We start from the raw sequence: 20,641 nt of genomic DNA on the forward strand, positions 1-20,641 counted from the left end.
CTTCGCGAGCAAGCCCGCTCCCACAGGGGAGTGTGATGTGCTTAGAGCGTTGCGCGTTCCAGCGCCGCACGGGTTTTTTGCCGGGCCAGTTCCTGCTGTCGGTAACCCAGGTCACTGTACAGCGCGTTGTAGGCCTGTTCGCTCATGGCTTCCCCGGTGAAGATCTGCTGTTCGGGAATGGACAACTGCCGCGCCAGGTCCCGCAGCCATTCCCGCAACCGGGTCTTTTGTGCCTCGGGCAACAAGTCCTGGGCCTTGGCCCATTCCGCTTGCGCCTCGCGCAGGCTTTCAATCAGATGTTGCAGGCGTTCATAGCGCTGCGCGTTGGACTGGAACTCGGCGGGCCAGGTTTCCTTGAGGTACTGGTCCCAGAACGGTTGTTCAAGCATGGCATTGACCAGTCCGTCGCCGTTTTCCATGGACAGCACCGTGTCGAAAGCCTGGTCGAGGGCACGATCACTCACGCCGGCAACCCGCCGGTAGAGCATGCTTTCCGATTGCCAAGGCAACTCCAGGCGATCCGCCAGCGCGGTTTCATACGCGAGGTAGACCTCGACTTCGTCCGGGTTTCCACGGCGCGCGACAATATCGGCCCGGGCGATGTCGTCGACCCGCTCCAGGCGCGCGGCACCTTTGGCCAGCGTCACCAGCGCCTTCTCCAGGGGCGCGCGGTAGGTCGAGTAAGAGTAGGCCCGCGAGGCGAGTACCTTGACCCCCATGTTGTTGAACAACTGCGCCCCCGCGTCGGCACAATTGGTGGGCGCTGTGGCCATGGTGAACAGCTCCTCGCGCAGGCGGCTGTCAAGGTCGATGGCATCAATCATGTTCCAGACTCGACTCGACAGCTGTTTGCGCCATTCACCACCCGCCCGGTAGTCGGACGAAAGGGTGAGATGGTCGATCACGCTGAAAAAGCCTGCGGCGTTCGGCTCGGTGATCAACTTGTCCCACGCCTCCGCCCGGTAGGCGCCCAGCCCCGGTGCGCTGCCCCACAAGTCCGAATCGTCTGCCAGGGGCCATTTTCGCCGCGCGCGTTCGGCAGCGGGGGCGTACACGGTCCGGCGCGGCAACCCCACCGATTGCCGATATTCGCTGATCTCGAATTGGGCGGTGTGCGGCAAGTCCGGCCCAGACACCCGTGAACGCGCGATGATCTTGGCGCTCTCCGAACCCGGGACAACTTTGGGAACGTGGGTAATCGGGTTGTCTTGCAGGTCCAGGAAAAAGCCTCGCGGACGATGTTTGCTGAACAGCCCCAGCGGCCAGGTGTCGAGCCCGGTGTTGCTCAGGTTCAGCACGATCAGACGCGGCATGCGATCGACAATCGGCAAGCGACCCAGCGGGTTGTTGTCGAGCCGCAGGGTTTCGATTCGGGTCAGGTTGCGCAACTGCTCCACGGCCTCGGGTGTCAGCTCGATGCGGTTGTCGGTCAGGCGCAGGGTTTCCAGCAAATGCATCTTGCCCACGCCGTCTGGCAGGCGCCGCAGTTCGCAGCGTCGGGCGCTGAGGTGGCGCACGTGGCGGAAGTCTTTCAACAAGCCCTCGGGCCCTTCCATAAAACGGGAGTTATCCAGCGCCAGTGTGGTGACTTGATCGAAGTAGTGTTTGAGGTCGGGCAGCTCTTTCCACCAGCGCTCAAGGTTGTGGCGGTGAAACTCCGTCGACAGGTCCAGCGTATAACCGCCTTCCAGGCTGCTGCTCTCGTCAAATACCCGGGATTTTCTCTCGAAGCATTCCAAAAGCCGTTCAGCGATATGCTTGAGGGCGCCTCGGTAAATCACCGGTTCGTCGGGCAAGGTCGGGAATTTGTTTTCCAGCCACCACTGAACTGTATTGCGCAACAGCGTCAATTCGTCCTTGAGTGATTCGAATACCTCGATGGGGTCGGGCCTGGCGTTCAGCGAGCGGACGAAAGCGTCCACTTCCCGCTCTCTCATGGTCGGGTACAAATCCGAGACGCGCTCATGCAGCGTGGCGCCCCCGGTGGACAGCTTGGGGCCACGTAACAGCAACAGTATTTGCGGCTCGGCCACCGGGCGGATCGACGGTTCCAGCAATAGCGTGCGGCGCTCGGCGGGAGGTTCTGTCTTAGCGATCAGCCATTCCCTGAACCAGTCACCCTGGCCAGGCCAGTAGCCCAATTGCCGGCGCTGTTGCTTGGGCAGGGCGCGCAGGATCGACTCATACCAGTCAGCCGGCCCGTGCAGCAGGTGATTATCGGCATCGCGTACTTCGTAGCGTCCCTGTTGGTCGCGCAACAGGTACCTGACGATGGCAGCGTCTTCGGGCCCGACAGTGCAGCGCAACTCCCCGCCGAATGAGCCCTCCCGCACCTCGATGCGCAGGTCGTTGTAAGTATCGGTGTTCAAGCGGAGCACGTTCAAGGTCAGCCGCTCGGTATCAACGGTCAGCCGATTAGCCCGGTAGAAACCTTCGACGGCGCGCGTGGTGCGGATTTCAAATGCACATTCGCGAGCCAGGGCTTTCAAGTGCTGGGGGATGCGCTGTTGTTCGGAAAGCACGTGCAACTGGTGTTTATTCGCCCCGGCCACCAGGGCTTCGGCGATGTCGGCGGACAGGGTCGGGGATTGGCGCTGCAACTGCCGGACGTTCGGGTTGCTGCTGACCATGACTGCGGAGTCGTCGAAGGTCTTGAAGTGTTGGAGGGTGTCCTGCAGCAAGAGCGGTGGCGGCGCATTTTCGACGTGCATGCGGCGCAATGAACTTTCGTCGACGCCGCTGATGCGCAGGATGTTCTCCAGTTGTTCGGCGCTGAAACCGTCGGTGCTGTGGCCGAGGCGTTTCATCAGCGTTACAGCGTCCCAGGTGCGCGGGTTCTCGCCTTCATGCAGCCACGCACCGCGACCGTTGTGGGCCAGTTTCGGTGCGTATGCGTTCGGGCGCTCAGGATGCGGCACACGATGTTCGCCAGTGACGGGGTGTTTTTCCACGGCGTAGAGCTGGTCGTTGATCGGCAGAATGTGCCGGTTTTCCAGGCGATGCAGGCCCAGTTCATCCGGTTTCGAGTCCTCGGCGAGTGTCAGTTTCTTTTGCGCGTAGGGGGTGAGGTCAGGGGTCCACAGGCGCGTTTCACCGTTGGCCAGTTGAACCGCTCGGGTGCCCTCGATAAACGGCGAGAGTTTGAGCCGGAACGCGCTGCCGATGGCACCACCCGCCGCGAACACTGCCAGTTGCACGACGTCTGTCGCCACCGAGATCACATGCTCGGCGGCTTCGACCCAAAGACCCTCGGCCAGGTCCACCACGCCCTCGATGACGTCACTGGTCAATTGGTAAACGGTGTAGGCGAGCATCAGTTCGCCCAGGCCCGGCACGAACGGCGCGGCCACCATCAGCACGATATTGAAAATGTCCGAGGTGATTTTCTTGAAGTTGTCCCACCAGGCCCAGCGTGTGCGACTGTCGGTGTCGGCGGTGGATACCGCGATTTCCCGGCCGTCATTGAGGATCTTGTTCAGTGTCTGCTGATATAGGTGTTCCCACAGCGGGCGGTCGATGGGAGACACGGAAAATTGCAGGTTGGGATTTCTCACCGGTGTGTCGCGCCAGCTCGGACGCGGGTCCAGCGCCTGTTTTTCATGCCATTTGACGCGGCTGAGGCGTTGCCCCAGGTCCGCGAAAAAATGCCCGCGCTGTTGCTGGTCGACGAACTGGCTGAAGAACTGCTGGTAGGTGATGGCGCTGGCGGGCAGGACCTTGTTGTCGCGTAATTGGCGCGTCAATTCCTGCATGAAATCGCTGATCGAGGGGTATTCCTTCAACGGATGCTCGGGGTCATGGGGGACGTAGACAATGACCTTGTCGGTGCCGCGACTTTGCTGCTCGACCGGGGCAAACACCACGATGCCGGTCAGGGTCGTGTCCATCATCGCCAGGTCCAGCACCCGCATGACTTTGCCATCCAGCGTCAGGTTTTGCCGCCCCTCGATCAGGCCCAACACCACGCTGCGGGCATTGCGGCTGATGTGCTTTTTGGCCACGGCCAGATGCACGGCGGCCTTGAGCGCGGCCTTCTGGCTGCGAGTGACCTTGAGCTGCAAGAACGTGGATGCCAGGGGATCTGCCGGCAACAAAACGCTTTCGAGATGACGTTGGTAGCGGGCACCGATATCCAGTTCACGGCACAGGGCCTGGAACTGTTGGATGCTGATTTTTTGCTTGATCGGCAGGACATCGAAATGACCTCGCTGATCGGGCCGGGATATGAAATCGGATCCGGCTTCGAAGGTTTCAGAGCGGGCGAAGTTATGCACCGCCGCGTCCAGCAACGATACGGTGCGCGTGGTCACGGCTGACGAGGTATCAATCACATACCAGGGCGTTCCCTTGGGGATGTAGAGCCTCAGGTAGGTGGTCGTCACATCGAGGTCGAGGCGGTATTTTTCTTTCAGTGCGGCGCAGAGCAGAGGGGTGGCAAATGTGCGGATGTCCTGCAGATTTTCGAGCATCCGGTCGACGTCGTTTTGCGCGTTCCAGGCTTCTGTATTGGCGGTCTCAAGCCTGCTATCGACTCGCGAATGCCAATCTTCCCGTTGCAGGCTGGCACTGCCAAGCGCTTGCACGCGGGCTAACGAAGCGTCGGTGAAACGGGTTCCGATCCTGTCCCGGATCAGGTCGTAATGCTGACCCTTGTTGTCCGGCAGGTCATCGGGATGGAGCAAGGTTATGACTGACTGTAACTGAGACATGTTGACTGTTCTTAGTGTGAACTGGGAACGCCTCAGGCTATCCACTGCCATCAATAAAAAAAGTCGAAACGATCGCGCCCGAAGTGCCGTTCGGGCGGGTTAACCATTGAAAATTGGAATGCCGAAAATACTTATGTACCACCACTGTCACTAACGTCGTTTCCTGCGTAGGAAATCGTGACAGCGATGGTCGGCATCATCGCTGCACGACCGCCGGTGCCTGGCATTCGGTGTTGCGACCCGGCTGCAAATAAGGCGTCAGGATCGGCGCCATGCCCTTGAGCACCTGTACCGGCAACGCTGAAGTGAATTTGAATGTTTCGGCAGTACGGCCAGGTACGAACGCAGTCAAGGTGCCGAAGTGGTGATCGCCGATGTAGAACACAAAAGTCGCGGTGCGGTTGATCGATTTCGAACTGAGGATCCGCCCACCGGCGCCAATGGCTTCGATGCGGTTGTCCCCGGTGCCGGTCTTGCCACCCATCGCCAGTGGTGTGCCGTCCGGTGTCTTGAAACTGCCGGACACGCGTTTGGCCGTACCGGCGTCCACCACATGCGACAAGGCTTCGCGCATGGCGGCGGCGACTTCGGAAGGCATCACTCGTTTGCCGACGTTGGGATCATTGACCACTTGGGTTTCATACGGCGTGTTGGCGGCGAAGTGCAGGCTGTCGATGCGCAGCGTTGGCATGCGCACGCCATCGTTGAGGATGGTGCCGATCAGCTCGGCCAAGGCCGCCGGCCGGTCGCCGGAACTGCCGATGGCGGTGGCCAGCGAGGGCACCAGGTGATCGAACGGGTAGCCGACTTTCTGCCAGCGCTGGTGAATATCGAGGAAGGCTTCGATCTCCAGCATGGTGCGAATGCGACTGTCGCGGGCGCCCTTGTGTTTGCTCTTGAACAGCCAGCTGTAGACCTCCTGGCGTTCGAACTGGCTGGCTTTGACGATCTCGCTCCACTTGGCGTCCGGGTGGTGCAGCAGGTAGCCGATCAACCACAGGTCCAGCGGGTGGACCTTGGCGATAAAGCCCTGGTCCGGCAAGTCATAGGAGCCAGGGCCGTAGCTCAGGTACAGGCGCTCCAGGCGTTCGTCGGTGAGTTTTTCGTTGATCTTGGCGCCTTTGAGATGGGCGCGCACAAAGGTATTGAACGCGGCCTGTTCGGCGTCCGGGTAGAGATAACGGTGCACGGCGGCCATGCGAATCGGGGTCGGGCGCATGCTGTCGAGGAAGGTGTCGAGTCGCGCGTCGGTGTCCTTGTTTCTGTACTTTTTCCAGAACTTGAGCAGGAACGACGTGCCTTCCTTGTCGGCAAAAGAAGCCAGGTATTCCTGACGCCGTGGGTCGCGGTCGTCCTTGAGCAATTCGGCGCTGCTGTTGGGGCCGGAGTAGGTGGTGTAGCGCACGATGTCGCGCATCAGGCGAATGAACGGCAGGTTGATCGACTCGCGGATGGCATCGCGCAGGGTCGGCAGGCGGCCGTTGTCTTCGTTGCGAAAGTTGTGGAACGTGTGCAGCCCGCCACCGGTGAAAAACGCTTCGCCGGGGCTGGCCGAGTATTTGCGGTCGAGCGCGGCGCCGAGCATTTTCGACAGGTCGCGGTCGCTGTTCTGAATCAGGTAATCGACGACCCAGCGGCTCAGGCGATCCTGATCGGGGACCTCGGTTTTTTTCAGCTCGGCCACGGTCTTGTCGGCGTACTTGTCGTGCAGCTCGGAAATGATCTGCAAGTACGTGGTCAGCACGCGCATCTTGGCGGTGGAGCCCAGTTCCAGTTTGCTGCCTTCGTTGATGTCGAAGGGCTGGTCGGTGCTGTCGGTCTGCACCCTTACGCGAGAGCCATCCGGGGTCAGTTCGAACAGGGTGAAGCTGTAGCGCACCGCCGTGGTGCTGGTGGGCGTGAGCAGGCGCTCGCCGATCAGGCCGATCTGCCCGGCAAACACCGGGTCGGCCAGGTGCTTGAGGTACTCGGTGGCCTGGGCCTGCAAGTCACTTTGCAAGGTGCTGGTGGCCGACAGGTCGAGGCGATCGAGGTCGTACAGCGGCCGGTTGAGCATCGACGCAAGGCGACTGCGCGCAGTGCTGATGCCTTTATTGGTTTCAATCGGCTGGATAGTCGGTTGGGTCTGCCAGTCGCGGTAGGTGACTTTACTGGCGAGTGCGGCGGCGGCGAACTGCTCATCAATGACATTGTTCTGGGCCAGCAGGCGGATATGGCTGTCGGTGAGGTCGGCCAGTTCGTCATGGCCTTTGGTCAGGTAGTGAGAAGGGCGGCGCTGGGCGATCATCAAGGACAGCATTTCACGCAAGGCCAGACCTTTTGCGGCCATGGTTTTTGGATCCGTGGCGGTGCTGGCCAGGGTTTCATTGGCCTTGTTGAAATCGGCGCCGTACCAGACGCGCAAGCCTTCGGCCATGCCATGCACTTCACCGTGACCGGGAACGGCGGACAGCGGCACGCTATTGAGGTAGTCGCGCACCACATTTTGCCGCGCCTGCAAGGTCTGCGGCCCGCTCTGATAGGCGCGCACGCTGGCGGAAATCATCTGGCGGATTTTCTCCGCGCCCGAGACGGTCAAGCCATCGGGAGAGTGGCGGTATTTCTCAAGCTGCGTCGCCAAAGTGCTGCCGCCCGCCGATTGTCCCGGCAAGTGCATCATCTTCGCCACCTGGGACCACGCGGCCATGCCGAAACGCGGCCAGTCTACGGCCGGGTTGGCCAAGGGTTGCCTAGGGTCGAGCAGGAAACGGTTTTCGATGAATAGCAAACTACTGACCACCACCGGCGGGATCGAATCGAAGCTGGAATACAGTTGTTGCGGGTAATTGAACTGGTACAGCGGAGCTGCGCGGCAATCGGTGATCGACAGCCCGGCCTGGATTTTCTCCGCATAGGGCACGAAAAAGCCCCGGTCGCTGTACTTCATCAGCTCCGGGGAAAAGCGGGTTTGTGAGGAGATGACGTAATTGCGCTTGAGCAACCGGGCAAGAAAATCTCCCATGGAGCTGTAGCCCAAACGCAGATCGAACGGCCCCGCACCCGGGTAGCGAATCGCGTCGCTGGGACCGGGTTGAACCTCATAACTCAAGGACGCGGCAAATTTGCTGACTTCCCTGGCTTGAAATTTAGAGGTGCGCATTTCCTTGGCGGCGGCCAGTCCCAGCACGACCAGGATAATCAGCAGCAACAACCAGAATGCCTTCCAGCCGTGTTTGGCACGACGGGGTTTTTCAGGTAAAGGCGCATCATCCACACGTTCAGTCGGAACCACGGTTTTACTCGAATCGGATTGCCATAACGCGCCCATAGTCGACTGATCCATTCACGCAGATTGATCGGACTTGTCTGAAGCTTAGACGGTGGTTAGCGATGATGAAAAAATTGTGAATAGAGAAATTTCGAAATCGTATGAGTGGTTGTCTTCGCGGAACCTTAGTTGAAATGCCTTATGTGGGTAGGGGGCTTGCCTGTGGTGAAGTGGGCTTGCCTGTGGCGAGGGGGCTTGCCTGTGGCGAGGGGGCTTGCCCCCGTCGGAGTGCGAAGCACTCCCAACATTCTTTCAGGCAAACCGCATCCACAGGTTTACGACTGCTGCGCAGCCGGACGGGGGCGAGCCCCCTCGCCACAATGAATGCTTGGATCCGTGTTCAAAGCCAGCAAGCATCCCAAAGCGGGTGGTCACCGTATTTATCGACTAACCCGGCACGCAGCGGGTTGGCAACGATGTAACGAGCAAACGGCAAAAGCTCTTCACCATCTCGGATTGCTCGATCGTGAAAACCCGATTGCCACAGCGGACCGCGCCGGCCGGTCGAATTGTTAACTGCCGGAGTACAACGCGACTTGGTTGCGCCAATGACATTTGCCAGATTGTTGTCGTGTAACTGCATTAGCCAATGGAAGTGATCGGGCATTACGACCCAAGCAATTGAGTCCACTTGACCCGATTCGTGGGCTCGACTCAGCTCCTGAACAAGCAGGCGTCCCAGTCGCCAATCAGAAAAAATGGGCTGGCGATTATGAATAACTGCAGTAATAAGATAAGCGCGACCGGCCTCGGAGTATCGGCCTCGACGCAAGCGATGCGAGTTTGGTTGAGTAGGCAATCCATTGCCTCCTTGTCTGGTAATTGACTCTTTCAGACTAGCGGCCGACAGCCATCCTCGGCGCTGCAATGGTTGAGTGAAAAGTCTGATCTGTGTGAAGGACAAATGTGCTGAGGGGACTTGCATTTGGTGAGGCGGGCTCGCCACAGATATATGGGTCTGAAAGGGTTGAGTTAGAGCGTTTAAACAAGCCAACCCAACTTACGTCGATACATGACGACGCACCATTACCGTGCAATACTCCCCGCCGTTTCAGCAGCGAATAATCCTGCAAAACCCAGGTAATGCCCCTCCGTAAACCGGGCTTTTGGCGAGAGTTGTGCCTGAATGTTGTGGTTTATAGAGTGAAAAGCCCTGTCGGAAGCTTTTTATACTGCACGCCCCGCTGATCTTGCAGGTTTTGTCCTACAAGACGGGTTTGCCCACAAGGCAGGCCCGGTATCGGGAAGCGCTGGCTTACCGGTCTGCGCTTCGTTTACTCGGTGGTCACATCCAATAACAAGACGAGGTTGTACCCCTATGCCAGCAGGCAATCATCTGCCCCAAGGCGAGACCGCTCAGGGCGGCCCGCTTAAACGCGAACTGGGCGAACGGCATATTCGCTTGATGGCACTCGGTGCCTGTATCGGCGTCGGCCTGTTCCTCGGGTCGGCCAAGGCCATTGAAATGGCCGGCCCCGCGATCATGCTGTCCTACATCATCGGCGGTCTGGCGATCCTGGTGATCATGCGCGCCCTCGGCGAGATGGCCGTGCACAACCCGGTCGCCGGTTCCTTCAGCCGTTACGCCCAGGATTATCTCGGCCCGTTGGCCGGTTTCCTGACCGGCTGGAACTACTGGTTCCTGTGGCTGGTGACCTGCGTTGCGGAAATCACTGCGGTGGCGGTGTATATGGGCGTGTGGTTCCCCGACGTGCCGCGCTGGATCTGGGCGCTGTCGGCGTTGATCAGCATGGGCACCATCAACCTGATCGCAGTAAAAGCCTTCGGTGAGTTCGAGTTCTGGTTCGCCCTGATCAAGATCGTCACGATCATTGCGATGGTGATCGGCGGTATCGGCGTGATCGCGTTCGGCTTCGGCAACGACGGCGTGGCTTTGGGGATTTCCAACCTGTGGGCCCACGGCGGCTTCATGCCCAACGGCGTGCAAGGCGTGTTGATGTCCTTGCAAATGGTGATGTTCGCCTACCTAGGCGTCGAGATGATCGGCCTGACCGCCGGTGAAGCGAAGAACCCGCAGAAGACTATTCCCAATGCGATCGGCTCGGTGTTCTGGCGGATCCTGCTGTTCTACGTCGGCGCGTTGTTCGTGATCCTGTCGATTTACCCGTGGAACGAAATCGGCACCCAGGGCAGTCCGTTTGTGATGACCTTCGAACGTCTGGGGATCAAGACTGCCGCCGGCATCATCAACTTCGTGGTGATCACGGCAGCGCTGTCGTCCTGCAACGGCGGCATCTTCAGCACCGGTCGCATGCTCTACAGCCTCGCGCAGAACGGCCAGGCCCCGGCCGGTTTCGCCACGACCTCGAGCAACGGCGTGCCCCGTCGCGCACTGCTGCTGTCGATCTTCGTGCTGTTGCTGGGTGTGCTGCTCAACTACATGGTCCCGGAAAAAGTCTTCGTCTGGGTGACGGCGATTGCTACCTTCGGCGCGATCTGGACCTGGGTGATGATCCTGCTGGCCCAGCTCAAATTCCGCAAAGGTTTGAGCGCCAGCGAACGGGCCGGGCTGAAATACAAAATGTGGATGTACCCGGTCAGTTCCTACCTGGCGCTGGCATTCCTGGTGCTGGTAGTCGGCCTGATGGCGTACTTCCCGGACACCCGCGTGGCGCTGTATGTCGGCCCGGCGTTCCTGGTGTTGCTGACGGTGTTGTTCTACGTGTTCAAGTTGCAACCGACCAACGTGACCCAAGGTGCGGTGCGTTCGGCGTCTTGAAGTTGTAACGCCTGAAATGCAAAAGCCCCGGTCAAATGGCCGGGGCTTTTTGTTGAGGCACGCTTAACTGTGGCGAGCGAGCTTTTGTGGCGAGGGGGCTTGCCCCCGTTTGAGTGCGAAGCGCTCCCGGCATTCCTTCATTCAAACCGGATCCACAGGTTTGCGACTGCTGCGCAGCCGAACGGGGCAAGCCCCCTCGCCACAAAGGGGGTCTTGCCGAAATCAAACGGTCACTGCTTGCACCGGCCGGTTCAAGCGCTTGTTGAAATCCAGCCAAACCCCCAGCAACGCCATCAACCCGGCGCCCACCAGCGCGGTGAAGATCTGCATGGCAAACGCATCGTCGGTCATGGCATTGACCATGTCCGCTAACGGCGCCAACAGCACGCCCAGGCAGAAAACCTCCAACGAATAACGCCCCATGCGACAGCTTTGCTGCGCCAGCCAGTTTTGCGTCCAGCCGCTGTCGGGCAACAATTTGGCGGTGACGTAAGCCAGCGCCAGGAAGTGCAGCAGGCGCACCGGCGACAGGTCGGTCTTGCTGATCGGGTACAGCAGGTTACTCAGCCACGCCGGCATTATCGCGTCGTGTATTTCCGGCCAGCGCCAGGAGATCGTAATCACCCCGGCGAGGACCGCGTACACCAGCGCACTGACAAACAACGGTTGGCGCATCAGCGCTCGAGTGTCGGGCAGTCGCGGCCGCTGCCCGTGAATCGCGGTAGCGCCACCGAGTACGAACAGCAGTTGCCAGACCACCGGGTTGAAGTACCACACGCCATCCTTGATGGCCGCCAGATTCCAGCCAAACCACGGCGCCAGCAGGTACACGGTCAACGACACGGCCACCACCGCCCACGGCGCGCGCACCAGCATCGGCAACACCAACGGCAAACCGGCCAGCAGCACGATGTACAGCGGCAGCGGGTCCATGAGGTTGGGTTTGAAGCGCAACAGCAACTCATCCGTCAGCGCTTGCTGGGGATTGGTGATGAAGTGGTGCATGCCCATTTCTTCCACCAGGTCGCGGGTTTCCACGTGGCTGTTGGCGAAGAACACGATGCCCATCAGCATCGCCAGCAAAAAGATGTGCACCACGTAGAGCACCCAGGCGCGGCGCAGGATTTTCACGCAGGCGATCAAATAACCGTCGCGCTTGAGGATCTTGCCGTAGGCCAGGACCGCCGCGTACCCGGCGAGGAACACGAAAATTTCCGCCGCATCACTGAAGCCGAAATTACGCGGCGTGATTTGCCCGAGTGGGTTGTGCGGCACGTGATCCCAGAAAATGAAGATCAGGGCCAGGCCGCGAAAAAAGTCGATGCGGTGATCGCGTTCAGACGTCATGGCTGAGGGCTCTTGAACGGGTGTTGAGTAAGGAGCGTCAGGCGGCGCAAAAGTGCCACGCATCGGCGGCGCGCAGGGTGGCGCGATTGGCCGGTAATTGCAAAGGCCGGGTATTACGGGATATTGCCCGGCATCGCCGTCTGTCGCAAAGCCAGTGATTTAGAGCCGGCGGCGGGTTCAATACGCTATGGGCTTAATGCAGTAACCCCAAGGGGCTCCGACATGCGCATGGGCGATTGGCTCGACAGAGAACTCGGCAGCCGGCGGGTCTGGCTGTGTTTCCTGTTGGCGACCCTTGCCTACGTTCTGCCGCTGATCCTCGCGGATTATCCGTACATCGATGACAACTGGCGTTCACTGGCTGCTGGCATGGGTTGGGCCGGGGAGGGGCGTTTATTCACCCAGCTGTTTTACAACTGGCTGACCTTCACCGATGCTGCGCCGAACATCTTCCCGCTGCCCTTGCTGCTGGCCACAGTGGCAATGGCCTGGGCGCTGACCCGCCTGACCTTCCACTACTTTATCGAACCGACATTCACCCATTGTCTGGTGGTGCTCGCGTTCTGGTACAACCCGTTCTTCCTGCAAAACCTGTCGTATCAATATGACGGGCCGGCCATGACCTTGAGTCTGGTGGCGGTGATCTTCGCGATCACCTTTCGCAGTGTTTCCCGGGTGCAACAACTGGTGGTCCCCGCGCTGCTGATTGCCCTGGGCCTGGGCTTGTATCAGGTCAGCATCAACGTGTTTATCGGGCTGTGTTACATGGAGCTGTTGCGGTCTGCGAATGACCGTCTGCCCTGGCCCGAAGGGTGCCGGATGATCGGCTGGAAAGTCGCGCAAACGGGGCTGGCCTGGTTGATCTACGCCGCCACGGCGTACGCCTACATGAACCCGAATCGCACCCTGTTATTGAATGGGCAGGCGAGCCCGCTGCAGCAAGTCGAAATCAATGCAGGCCGGGTGCTGGAGAAGGTCACGCTGCTGTTTCACGGTGGCTTCGGTTGGATGTTTGGCGCGTTATTGCTGTGTGCGATTGCCGGCAGTGTGTTGGTGGGGCGACGCATCATTGAACGCAGGGATGACGGGCGCAGGAATGCGCTAATCGGGCTTCTGTGCTTACTGACATTACCGATCTCGGTGCTGCTGGTACCCGGTGCCGCGCTGTTCTTCCGCGACTTCAATGAAGGCGCCCGAACCTTGATGGGTTTTTCAGTGGTGTTGTTGCTGCTGTTCTACCTGAGCCACTTGGCGCTGGCGGCCGTGCATCGACGATTGCCGCTGCTGTTGCTGATCCCGCTGCTGGCCATGCTCTCGCTGTCCTACGCCTACGGTCGGGTGTTGATGCTGCAAAAAACCTTCGCCAACACCGCGCTGAATGCCTTGAGCTACGACATCGCTTCGCGCCCGGCACTGCGCGATGCCAAGCGCATTTATATGTCGGTGACTTACTCCGATCACTGGCTGGTCGGGGCTGCCGGTTCATTCAAACACTTGCCGGTGCTGCGCTATTTGCTGAACACCGATTACTACATGCTGGCCGAGAATCTGCCAAAAGCAGGCATCACCAACGTGGTGGCCGAGCGCGAGCGGCGCAATGCAACCCGGGTCGGGTATCAAGGGTTTGTGCCATTGGTGGACAGTCAGTACTACCGCATTTATCTGCTGGGCGATTACGGTTTTATCGTTATGAAAGAGCCGAAGCCGATCACTGAATTGCAGTGGTGACCGTTCATCCAGAACAGCAGCAACCTGTAATTTCTGACAGTAGACGCCGCCGGGTGGTGCTTTTAGTTTGAGAAGCACCTCAAGTGGTAATGCGGGACAGAGCCGGCATGAAAGCCTTATGGAAAGGTTTCTCCAGTTACTCGGCGGTCGGGTTGGCCAACGCGATTATTCATTGGCAGATATTTTTCGTCCTCACCGCCGCTGCGGAACTCAGTCAGGCCACCAGCAACTTTGCGGCGTTTTGCGTGGCCGCGTCGTTTTCCTTCTATGTGAATGCGCTTTACACCTTTGATGCCGAAGTCTCAGTAGCCGGGTATCTGCTGTTCATCGCTGTCATGGGCATCCTGAGCTACGGCATTGGGCGCATAGGCGATACGTGGTTGCTTCATGGCCTGCTGACGGTGACAACGTTTTCATTGTTGAGCCTGGTGTGCGGGTTTTTCTTTTCGAAGTTTGTGCTGTTTCGTGAGCGCCAGGCATGAGTCGGTTCCAGCCAATTGGCGGGTGTCCATGCGGCTGGCGCCCGAACTTTCTTTATGCTGCCGCTATCTCACCCGGCTCAAAACTGTCCGCCCGCGCCATCTGCCACATCCGCGAGTAAAACTCGCCATTCACTTCACCGGTCAACAATTCTCCCGGCTTCAAGAACACATGCAACTGCGAGAACAACTTGATCTCGGTCGCTGACATGCGCCGCACCAGGTGCTTGGCCGACAACTGCGAAGGATGATCCAGACCCGCCGCTGCCAGCATTTCCGCGAGGGCTTTGAGCGTGTTGCGATGGAAGTTGAACACGCGCTGGGCTTTATCCGGCACTACCAGCGCCCGCTGGCGCAAGACGTCCTGGGTCGCAACGCCGGTCGGGCATTTGTTGGTGTGGCAGCTTTGCGACTGGATGCAGCCGATCGCGAACATGAAGCCGCGCGCCGAGTTGGCCCAGTCGGCGCCGATGGCCAGAACGCTGGCGATGTCGAAGGCGCTGACGATTTTGCCGCTGGCGCCGAGTTTGATCTTGTCGCGCAGGTTCAGGCCGACCAGGGTGTTGTGCACGAACAGCAAACCTTCGCGCATCGGTACGCCGATGTGGTCGGTGAATTCCACGGGCGCCGCGCCGGTCCCGCCTTCCTTGCCGTCGACGACGATGAAGTCCGGGAGGATGCCGGTTTCCAGCATGGCCTTGGCGATGCCCATGAATTCCCATGGGTGACCGAGGCAGAATTTGAAGCCCACCGGTTTGCCGCCGGACAGTTCGCGCAGTTGCTGGATGAACTGCATCAGTTCGATCGGTGTGGAAAACGCGCTGTGGCGTGACGGCGAGATGCAGTCTTCGCCCATCATGATGCCGCGGGTTTCGGCGATTTCCTTGGTGACCTTGTGCTTGGGCAAAATCCCGCCGTGGCCCGGTTTGGCGCCCTGGCTCATCTTGATTTCGATCATCCGCACTTGCGGCGTCTGCGCCTGGGCGGCGAAGCGTTCCGGGTCGAAACGGCCGTCGGCGGTGCGGCAACCGAAGTAACCGCTGCCGAGTTCCCAGGTCAGGTCGCCGCCGTTTTCCCGGTGATAGGCGCTGATGCTGCCTTCGCCGGTATCGTGAGCAAAGTTGCCAAGCTTGGCGCCCTGGTTCAACGCGCGAATCGCGTTGGCGCTGAGCGAGCCGAAGCTCATGGCCGAGATGTTGAACACCGACGCCGAGTACGGCTGAGTGCACTGCGGGCCGCCGACCATGACGCGAAAACCGCTCGGGTCGCTCAACGGCGCCGGGCGCATGGAGTGGCCGATGAATTCGAAGCCCGACTGATACACATCGATCAGCGTACCGAACGGTTTGTCGGCGCTTTCATTCTTGGCCCGCGAATACACCAGCGAACGTTGGGACCGGGAGAAGGGCAGGGCGTCGCTGTCGGATTCGAGCAGGTACTGGCGGATTTCCGGGCGAATGCCTTCGACCAGATAACGAATGTTGCCGAGGATCGGGTAGTTGCGCCGCACCGCGTGAGGGCTTTGCAGCAGATCGAATACGCCGATCAGGCTGAGAATGCCGGTGACGGCGGTGATCGGCCAGAGCCAGTCATGTTGCAGGAAGGGCAGGCTGGCGAGGGTGAATATCACGCAAGCGGCAAAGAAGGCGTAGCGGCTCAAGAGTGACAGGCTCATACGGTTTCCTTGGGTTCGGACTCGGTTATGTGCAACACGCTATCCCCTGTAGGAGCGAAGCTTGCTCGCGAAAGCGGTGTGTCGGCCAACATCCATGTTGAATGTGATGGCCTCTTCGCGAGCAAGCATCGCTCCTACAGGATCGTGTTGCGTCAGGCATTTTGTGCCTGGAGAAAAATTGAAAACAGCTCCTGCTGGGACTTGATCCCCAGTTTGCTGTACATGTGTTTCTTATGGACTTTCACGGTTTCTACGGAGATTTCCAGCTTACGGGCGATTTCTTTACTGGAGCAACCGCTGAGCATCAAGCGTCCGACATCCAGTTCCCGGGCGGTCAATTGCGCGCCTTTGAGTTGCTGCACTGACGCTTCCAGCTGGACCCGCCAATCAGGCTGCGGTGGCGCGGGGGCCAGGGCCACCACTTCGTTGATTTCATACGGCAGACGCTGGCGCAACAGGCCCAGGACCCACGGCTGGATCAGCGACAGCAAGGCGATCTGCTGGCCACTGAAACGCTGCTTGCTGCCCAGCGACAGGCACAGCGTGCGGTCGCCTTCGAGCTGGCAATTGAACTGGATTTCATCGGCCACCACATTCAGACGAAAGTAGCGCTGGTAATACTCGGTCAGCTCGAAGTGCTCAGGCGCGACTTCCGACAGGCGATAGAGCCCGGTGCGCGATTGTTCGCGGCAGGCGATGTAGAACGGGTCGAGCAGGTACAGGCCGCGCAGGTAATCCTGGAACAACTGGTCAGGGCTGCCGTCCTCGCCGGGGCATTCGGCGAACACCTGCGGGTGCTGTTCGGCGCTGAACAGCAGCACCACCCAGCTATCGAAATCCACGTATTGATCGAGCAACCGCACGAGCTGCGTCCAGAAATTCGGCTTGTCGAGGGCGTCGATCAGTTGCCCCACCGAGCGGTGCCAGGCGATGTCATCCAGCGAGAGTGTCATGCGTCTACCCCTATCGGGTTACCCCGGCCGCGTAATTCCCTGGCCGGTTGCTTGCTGCGCATACTGGCGCACAGACACCGACCGGGCAATCTTTCTGCAACCCCGGCGCACATAACAAGGAATACCCATGAAGGTCGAACTCGCCCAATTGGCGGGCCGTGACAACGACACGGCTTACAACCTCGAACGCGCCCTGGCCGCGATTGCCGCCAGCGCCGCCGATACGCAGCTAATCATGTTCCCGGAAGGCCACTTGATGGGCTTCCCCTCGGAAGACTCCGTGGCCCAGGTCGCCGAGCGGCTGGACGGCCCGACCGTCAGCGCGGTGATTGATGCCGCCCGTGCCCGCAATATCGCCGTGGTGGTCGGCATGGCCGAGAACGACGACGGTCGTTTCTACAACACCACGTTGCTGATTACCCCTGAAGGCATTGCCCTGCGCTATCGCAAGACGCATTTGTGGGCGTCGGATCGCGGGGTCTACGAGCCCGGCGACCGTTATGCCACGTGTTTGTGGAACGGGGTGCGGGTCGGTCTGTTGATTTGCTATGACATCGAGTTTCCCGAAACCGCTCGCGCCCTGGCGCAACTGGGCGCCGAAGTGCTGATCGTCACCAACGGCAACATGGACCCGTACGGCCCGACCCACCGCACCGCCATCATGGCCCGCGCCCAGGAAAACCAGGCGTTCGCGCTGATGGTCAACCGGGTGGAAGCGGGCGATGGCGGCTTGTTGTTTGCCGGTGGCAGTGCGCTGGTGGATCCGTTGGGCACCTTGCTGTTCGAAGCCGGGCGCGAGGAGGGGCAGTTTGCGGTTGAGCTGGACCTGAATCAGCTGGCGGCGGCGCGGCAGGATTATCGGTATCTGGATGACCAGCGCCTGAAGTTGCCGGGGGAGATTGTCGAGCATGCCAGTGGACTGCGGGAGTTACTGATTCCCAGGAACTGATCCGGTTTTTGTGTCGATCGGGCTGGCGCCTTCGCGAGCAAGTTTGCTCCCACATTTGGAATGCATTCCCCTGTGGGAGCGGGCTTGCTCGCGAAGAGGCCCTCCCAGACGACACACCTGTTTCGATCGACCAAGAACAACAACGCAACACCCGTAATTTGCGCCGAACTCGGCTCTGCCATAAATCTAATAAATTCGGAGTAGTCGCTCATGGCTCGTTTACAACGCACCCTGTCATTGGGTTCGGTGGTGCTGTTCGGCATCGCCTACATGACGCCGATCATTGTGCTCGGCACCTTTGGCATCCTCGCTCAATCCACCGCCGGCATGGTCCCGGCCGCTTACCTGGCGGCGCTGGTGGCGATGTTCTTCACCGCCATGAGCTACGGGCGCATGGCCGCCGCGTTCCCGGTCGCCGGTTCGGCCTATAGCTATGTGCGCAAAGCCATCAGCCCGAAACTCGGGTTCATCGCCGGTTGGGCGGTGTTGCTCGACTACCTGTTCCTGCCGATGGCGATCTGGCTGATCGGCGCGGCCTACCTCAACTCCGCGTTCCCGGCGGTGCCGCAGTGGATCTGGGTATTGGCCTTCATCGGCATCACCAGCGCAATCAACATCGTCGGCCTGAAACTGGCCAACGGCATCAACGCCTTGCTGATGCTCGTGCAGTTCCTGGTGCTGATCGCCTTCGTCGCGCTGTGCATCCACTACATCGGTGGCGACGCGAGCACACCGCTGTGGACGGTCAAACCGTTCTTTAACGGCGACATGCAAATGCCGCTGATCATGAGCGGTGCGGCCATCGCCTGTTACTCGTTCCTCGGCTTCGACGCGGTCAGCACCCTGACCGAAGAAACCCGCGACCCGCGCCGCACCATTCCACGGGCGATCATGTTGATCACCCTGATCGGCGGTTTGATTTTCGTCGGTGTGTCGTACTTCGTGCAGATCGCGCATCCGTCGTTCCAGTTCGATAGCGTCGACTCGGCGGCCTACGAAATTGCGCGCAACATCGGCGGTGATCTATTCGTGTCGATCTTCCTCATCGGTCTGATCGTCGGCCAGTTCGCATCGGGTCTGTCGGCCCAGGCCAGCGGTTCGCGTTTGCTGTTCGCCATGGGCCGCGACGGCGTGTTGCCGAAGTCGTTCTTCGGCACCTTGCATGAGAAATTCGGCACGCCGGTCAACAGCATCCTGCTGTGCGCAGTGGTGGCCTTGCTCGCCCTGAAACTCGACGTGACCACCTCGACCTCGTTCATCAACTTCGGTGCCTTCCTGGCCTTCAGCCTGGTGAACCTGTCGGTGATCTTCCATTACTGGATCGCCGGCGAGAAGAAAGGCCCGCGTGAACTGGTGCTGTTCCTGGTGTTCCCGTTCATTGGCCTGGCGGCGGATCTGTGGCTGATGGTCAGCCTCGATCACCTGGCGATTTACCTGGGCCTGAGCTGGCTGGCGATTGGCGTGGTGTACCTGGCGGTACTGACAGGCGGATTCCGTCGCCAGCCGCCGGAGATGGATTTCCAGGAAGCCACCTAACCTCGCATAACCCTGTAGGAGCGAAGGCGGACCCACATTCAACATTGATGTCGACTGACACACCGCTTTCGCGAGCAAGCATCGCTCCTACAGATAGACGATCTACTTCTGTTCTTATTGCAATTGGTTCTCGTTTGGGTGTCAACTTAGTGTTACTGTATAACGCATAAGTTCTCACCCAAAGCCCCGGAGGCAACATGAAACCGAACATCCATCCCGCCTACCGCACCGTGCTGTTCCATGACACGGCGGCCGATACGTTTTTCCTGATCGGTTCCACGGTGGACTCTGATCGCGAGCAAAAGCACAGCGACGGCAACACCTACCCGTACGTAGCCTTGGACGTTTCCAGTGCTTCCCACCCGGTGTACACCGGCCAGCAGCGCAAGACGCAATCCGAAGGCCGGATCGCCGGTTTCAACAAGCGCTTCGCCTCGTTTGGTTCAGCCCCAAAACAACCGGATGCATGATAGTCCTCTGTAGGAGCGATGCTTGCTCGCGAAGGCGGTGTGTCAGCCAACATTAATAGTGACTGAGACGCCGCCTTCGCGAGCAAGCTTCGCTCCTACAGGTGTTTCAGGCTTGAATGGTTTTTTCGACCGACTGCATTTTTTCGTGGCTTTTTTGTTTGGCATTGGGCAAGTCGTTGATGCAGTAATTGACGTAATAAATCGTAAAAAGCAGGGTGTATACCCCCTTCATTCGCAACTCGAACTTATGTTCCGTCAACGTGTAGGCACGCAACGCGTTGCGTGCGCGAAATGCCCATACAATCCCAAGGATGGTCGAAGTGAGCAGCATCATCCCACCTAATGCCACTACGTACAGATTTGCCGTGTTCAGGAAAAGGCCGCCCAGTCCCATCAATGACAGGTAGCAGATGAAATACCGGGAACTCATGGTTTTGATCTTTGTGACCTCCTCCAGAAAAGCGTTGGTTTTATACATCCAGACAATGAAGTAAAGGCTGGACGTAATCAGGCCCAACAGGAAAAGGTGAAGGGTTTTAAGGTTGTTTCTGTCTTTAAGTGCTGAGATGTCGGACATGCCGGTTTTCCAATAGAGGTTGAGTTATATGGCGACCGCAGATTGCGGTGCCACGCAAACTATCAAACCCCTGCGTAGGACATTTCCGTAACTGTAAGCGGTTATTTCTTCTTGTTACTCTTCACCGTTCCTCGGGGCTGGAGTTCCAAGGCTCCACACATTGATGCCCTT

At 59.4% G+C, this 20,641-nt stretch carries 13 protein-coding genes; 6 read left to right on the top strand and 7 right to left on the bottom strand.

What is annotated here, in order from left to right; genetic code table 11:
• Positions 1 to 41: 41 nt before the first annotated feature.
• The 3 genes from ACIOYV_RS13155 to ACIOYV_RS13165 all read right to left on the bottom strand — a co-directional run bounded on the left by ACIOYV_RS13155 (position 42) and on the right by ACIOYV_RS13165 (position 8,815).
• Positions 42 to 4,709, bottom strand: a complete 4,668-nt coding sequence (locus ACIOYV_RS13155; RefSeq protein ID WP_401324205.1) for an NEL-type E3 ubiquitin ligase domain-containing protein — start codon at positions 4,707 to 4,709, stop codon at positions 42 to 44.
• Between the two features lie 196 nt (positions 4,710 to 4,905).
• A complete protein-coding gene (locus ACIOYV_RS13160; RefSeq protein WP_401324207.1) occupies positions 4,906 to 8,016 on the bottom strand; it encodes a transglycosylase domain-containing protein in 3,111 nt (1,036 codons plus the stop codon).
• Between the two features lie 340 nt (positions 8,017 to 8,356).
• Positions 8,357 to 8,815 carry an REP-associated tyrosine transposase gene (locus tag ACIOYV_RS13165; protein WP_401324209.1) on the bottom strand — a complete coding sequence of 153 codons (459 nt, stop codon included), beginning with the start codon at positions 8,813 to 8,815 and terminating at the stop codon, positions 8,357 to 8,359.
• Positions 8,816 to 9,334: 519 nt separating this feature from the next.
• On the opposite strand from ACIOYV_RS13165, the gene ACIOYV_RS13170 reads away from it, so the two are divergent.
• A complete protein-coding gene (locus tag ACIOYV_RS13170; RefSeq protein ID WP_401324211.1) occupies positions 9,335 to 10,756 on the top strand; it encodes an amino acid permease in 1,422 nt (473 codons plus the stop codon).
• A 222-nt stretch (positions 10,757 to 10,978) separates the two neighbouring features.
• Here ACIOYV_RS13170 and ACIOYV_RS13175 read toward each other — a convergent pair whose 3' ends face one another.
• Complete coding sequence (locus ACIOYV_RS13175; protein ID WP_401324212.1) at positions 10,979 to 12,103, bottom strand: OpgC family protein; 1,125 nt, start codon at positions 12,101 to 12,103, stop codon at positions 10,979 to 10,981.
• A 222-nt stretch (positions 12,104 to 12,325) separates the two neighbouring features.
• Between ACIOYV_RS13175 and ACIOYV_RS13180 the strand changes: the two genes are divergently transcribed.
• Together ACIOYV_RS13180 and ACIOYV_RS13185 are read left to right on the top strand one after the other, a co-directional pair.
• The gene (locus ACIOYV_RS13180; protein WP_401324214.1) at positions 12,326 to 13,831 is read left to right on the top strand and encodes a glucosyltransferase domain-containing protein; all 1,506 of its coding nucleotides are present in this window, start codon (positions 12,326 to 12,328) and stop codon (positions 13,829 to 13,831) included.
• Positions 13,832 to 13,938: 107 nt separating this feature from the next.
• Positions 13,939 to 14,313 carry a GtrA family protein gene (locus tag ACIOYV_RS13185; protein ID WP_163912350.1) on the top strand — a complete coding sequence of 125 codons (375 nt, stop codon included), beginning with the start codon at positions 13,939 to 13,941 and terminating at the stop codon, positions 14,311 to 14,313.
• 52 nt (positions 14,314 to 14,365) lie between these two features.
• Here the strand turns inward: ACIOYV_RS13185 and ACIOYV_RS13190 are convergent, their stop codons facing one another.
• Positions 14,366 to 15,985 carry an FMN-binding glutamate synthase family protein gene (locus tag ACIOYV_RS13190; protein ID WP_401324216.1) on the bottom strand — a complete coding sequence of 540 codons (1,620 nt, stop codon included), beginning with the start codon at positions 15,983 to 15,985 and terminating at the stop codon, positions 14,366 to 14,368.
• A 152-nt stretch (positions 15,986 to 16,137) separates the two neighbouring features.
• Complete coding sequence (locus tag ACIOYV_RS13195) at positions 16,138 to 16,938, bottom strand: response regulator transcription factor (protein WP_401324218.1); 801 nt, start codon at positions 16,936 to 16,938, stop codon at positions 16,138 to 16,140.
• 127 nt (positions 16,939 to 17,065) lie between these two features.
• Between ACIOYV_RS13195 and ACIOYV_RS13200 the strand changes: the two genes are divergently transcribed.
• The 3 genes from ACIOYV_RS13200 to ACIOYV_RS13210 all read left to right on the top strand — a co-directional run bounded on the left by ACIOYV_RS13200 (position 17,066) and on the right by ACIOYV_RS13210 (position 19,893).
• Complete coding sequence (locus ACIOYV_RS13200) at positions 17,066 to 17,887, top strand: carbon-nitrogen hydrolase family protein (protein WP_401324220.1); 822 nt, start codon at positions 17,066 to 17,068, stop codon at positions 17,885 to 17,887.
• Positions 17,888 to 18,097: 210 nt separating this feature from the next.
• Positions 18,098 to 19,423, top strand: coding sequence for an APC family permease (locus ACIOYV_RS13205; protein WP_401324222.1), 1,326 nt, complete (start codon positions 18,098 to 18,100; stop codon positions 19,421 to 19,423).
• A 197-nt stretch (positions 19,424 to 19,620) separates the two neighbouring features.
• Positions 19,621 to 19,893, top strand: a complete 273-nt coding sequence (locus ACIOYV_RS13210) for a type B 50S ribosomal protein L31 (RefSeq protein WP_401324224.1) — start codon at positions 19,621 to 19,623, stop codon at positions 19,891 to 19,893.
• Between the two features lie 106 nt (positions 19,894 to 19,999).
• On the opposite strand, the gene ACIOYV_RS13215 is transcribed toward ACIOYV_RS13210, so the two are convergent.
• A complete protein-coding gene (locus tag ACIOYV_RS13215; RefSeq protein WP_401324226.1) occupies positions 20,000 to 20,470 on the bottom strand; it encodes a DUF4234 domain-containing protein in 471 nt (156 codons plus the stop codon).
• Between the last annotated feature and the right edge of the window lie 171 nt (positions 20,471 to 20,641).

Source organism: Pseudomonas sp. NPDC087342 (assembly GCF_044744265.1).
Lineage (GTDB): Bacteria > Pseudomonadota > Gammaproteobacteria > Pseudomonadales > Pseudomonadaceae > Aquipseudomonas > Aquipseudomonas nunensis.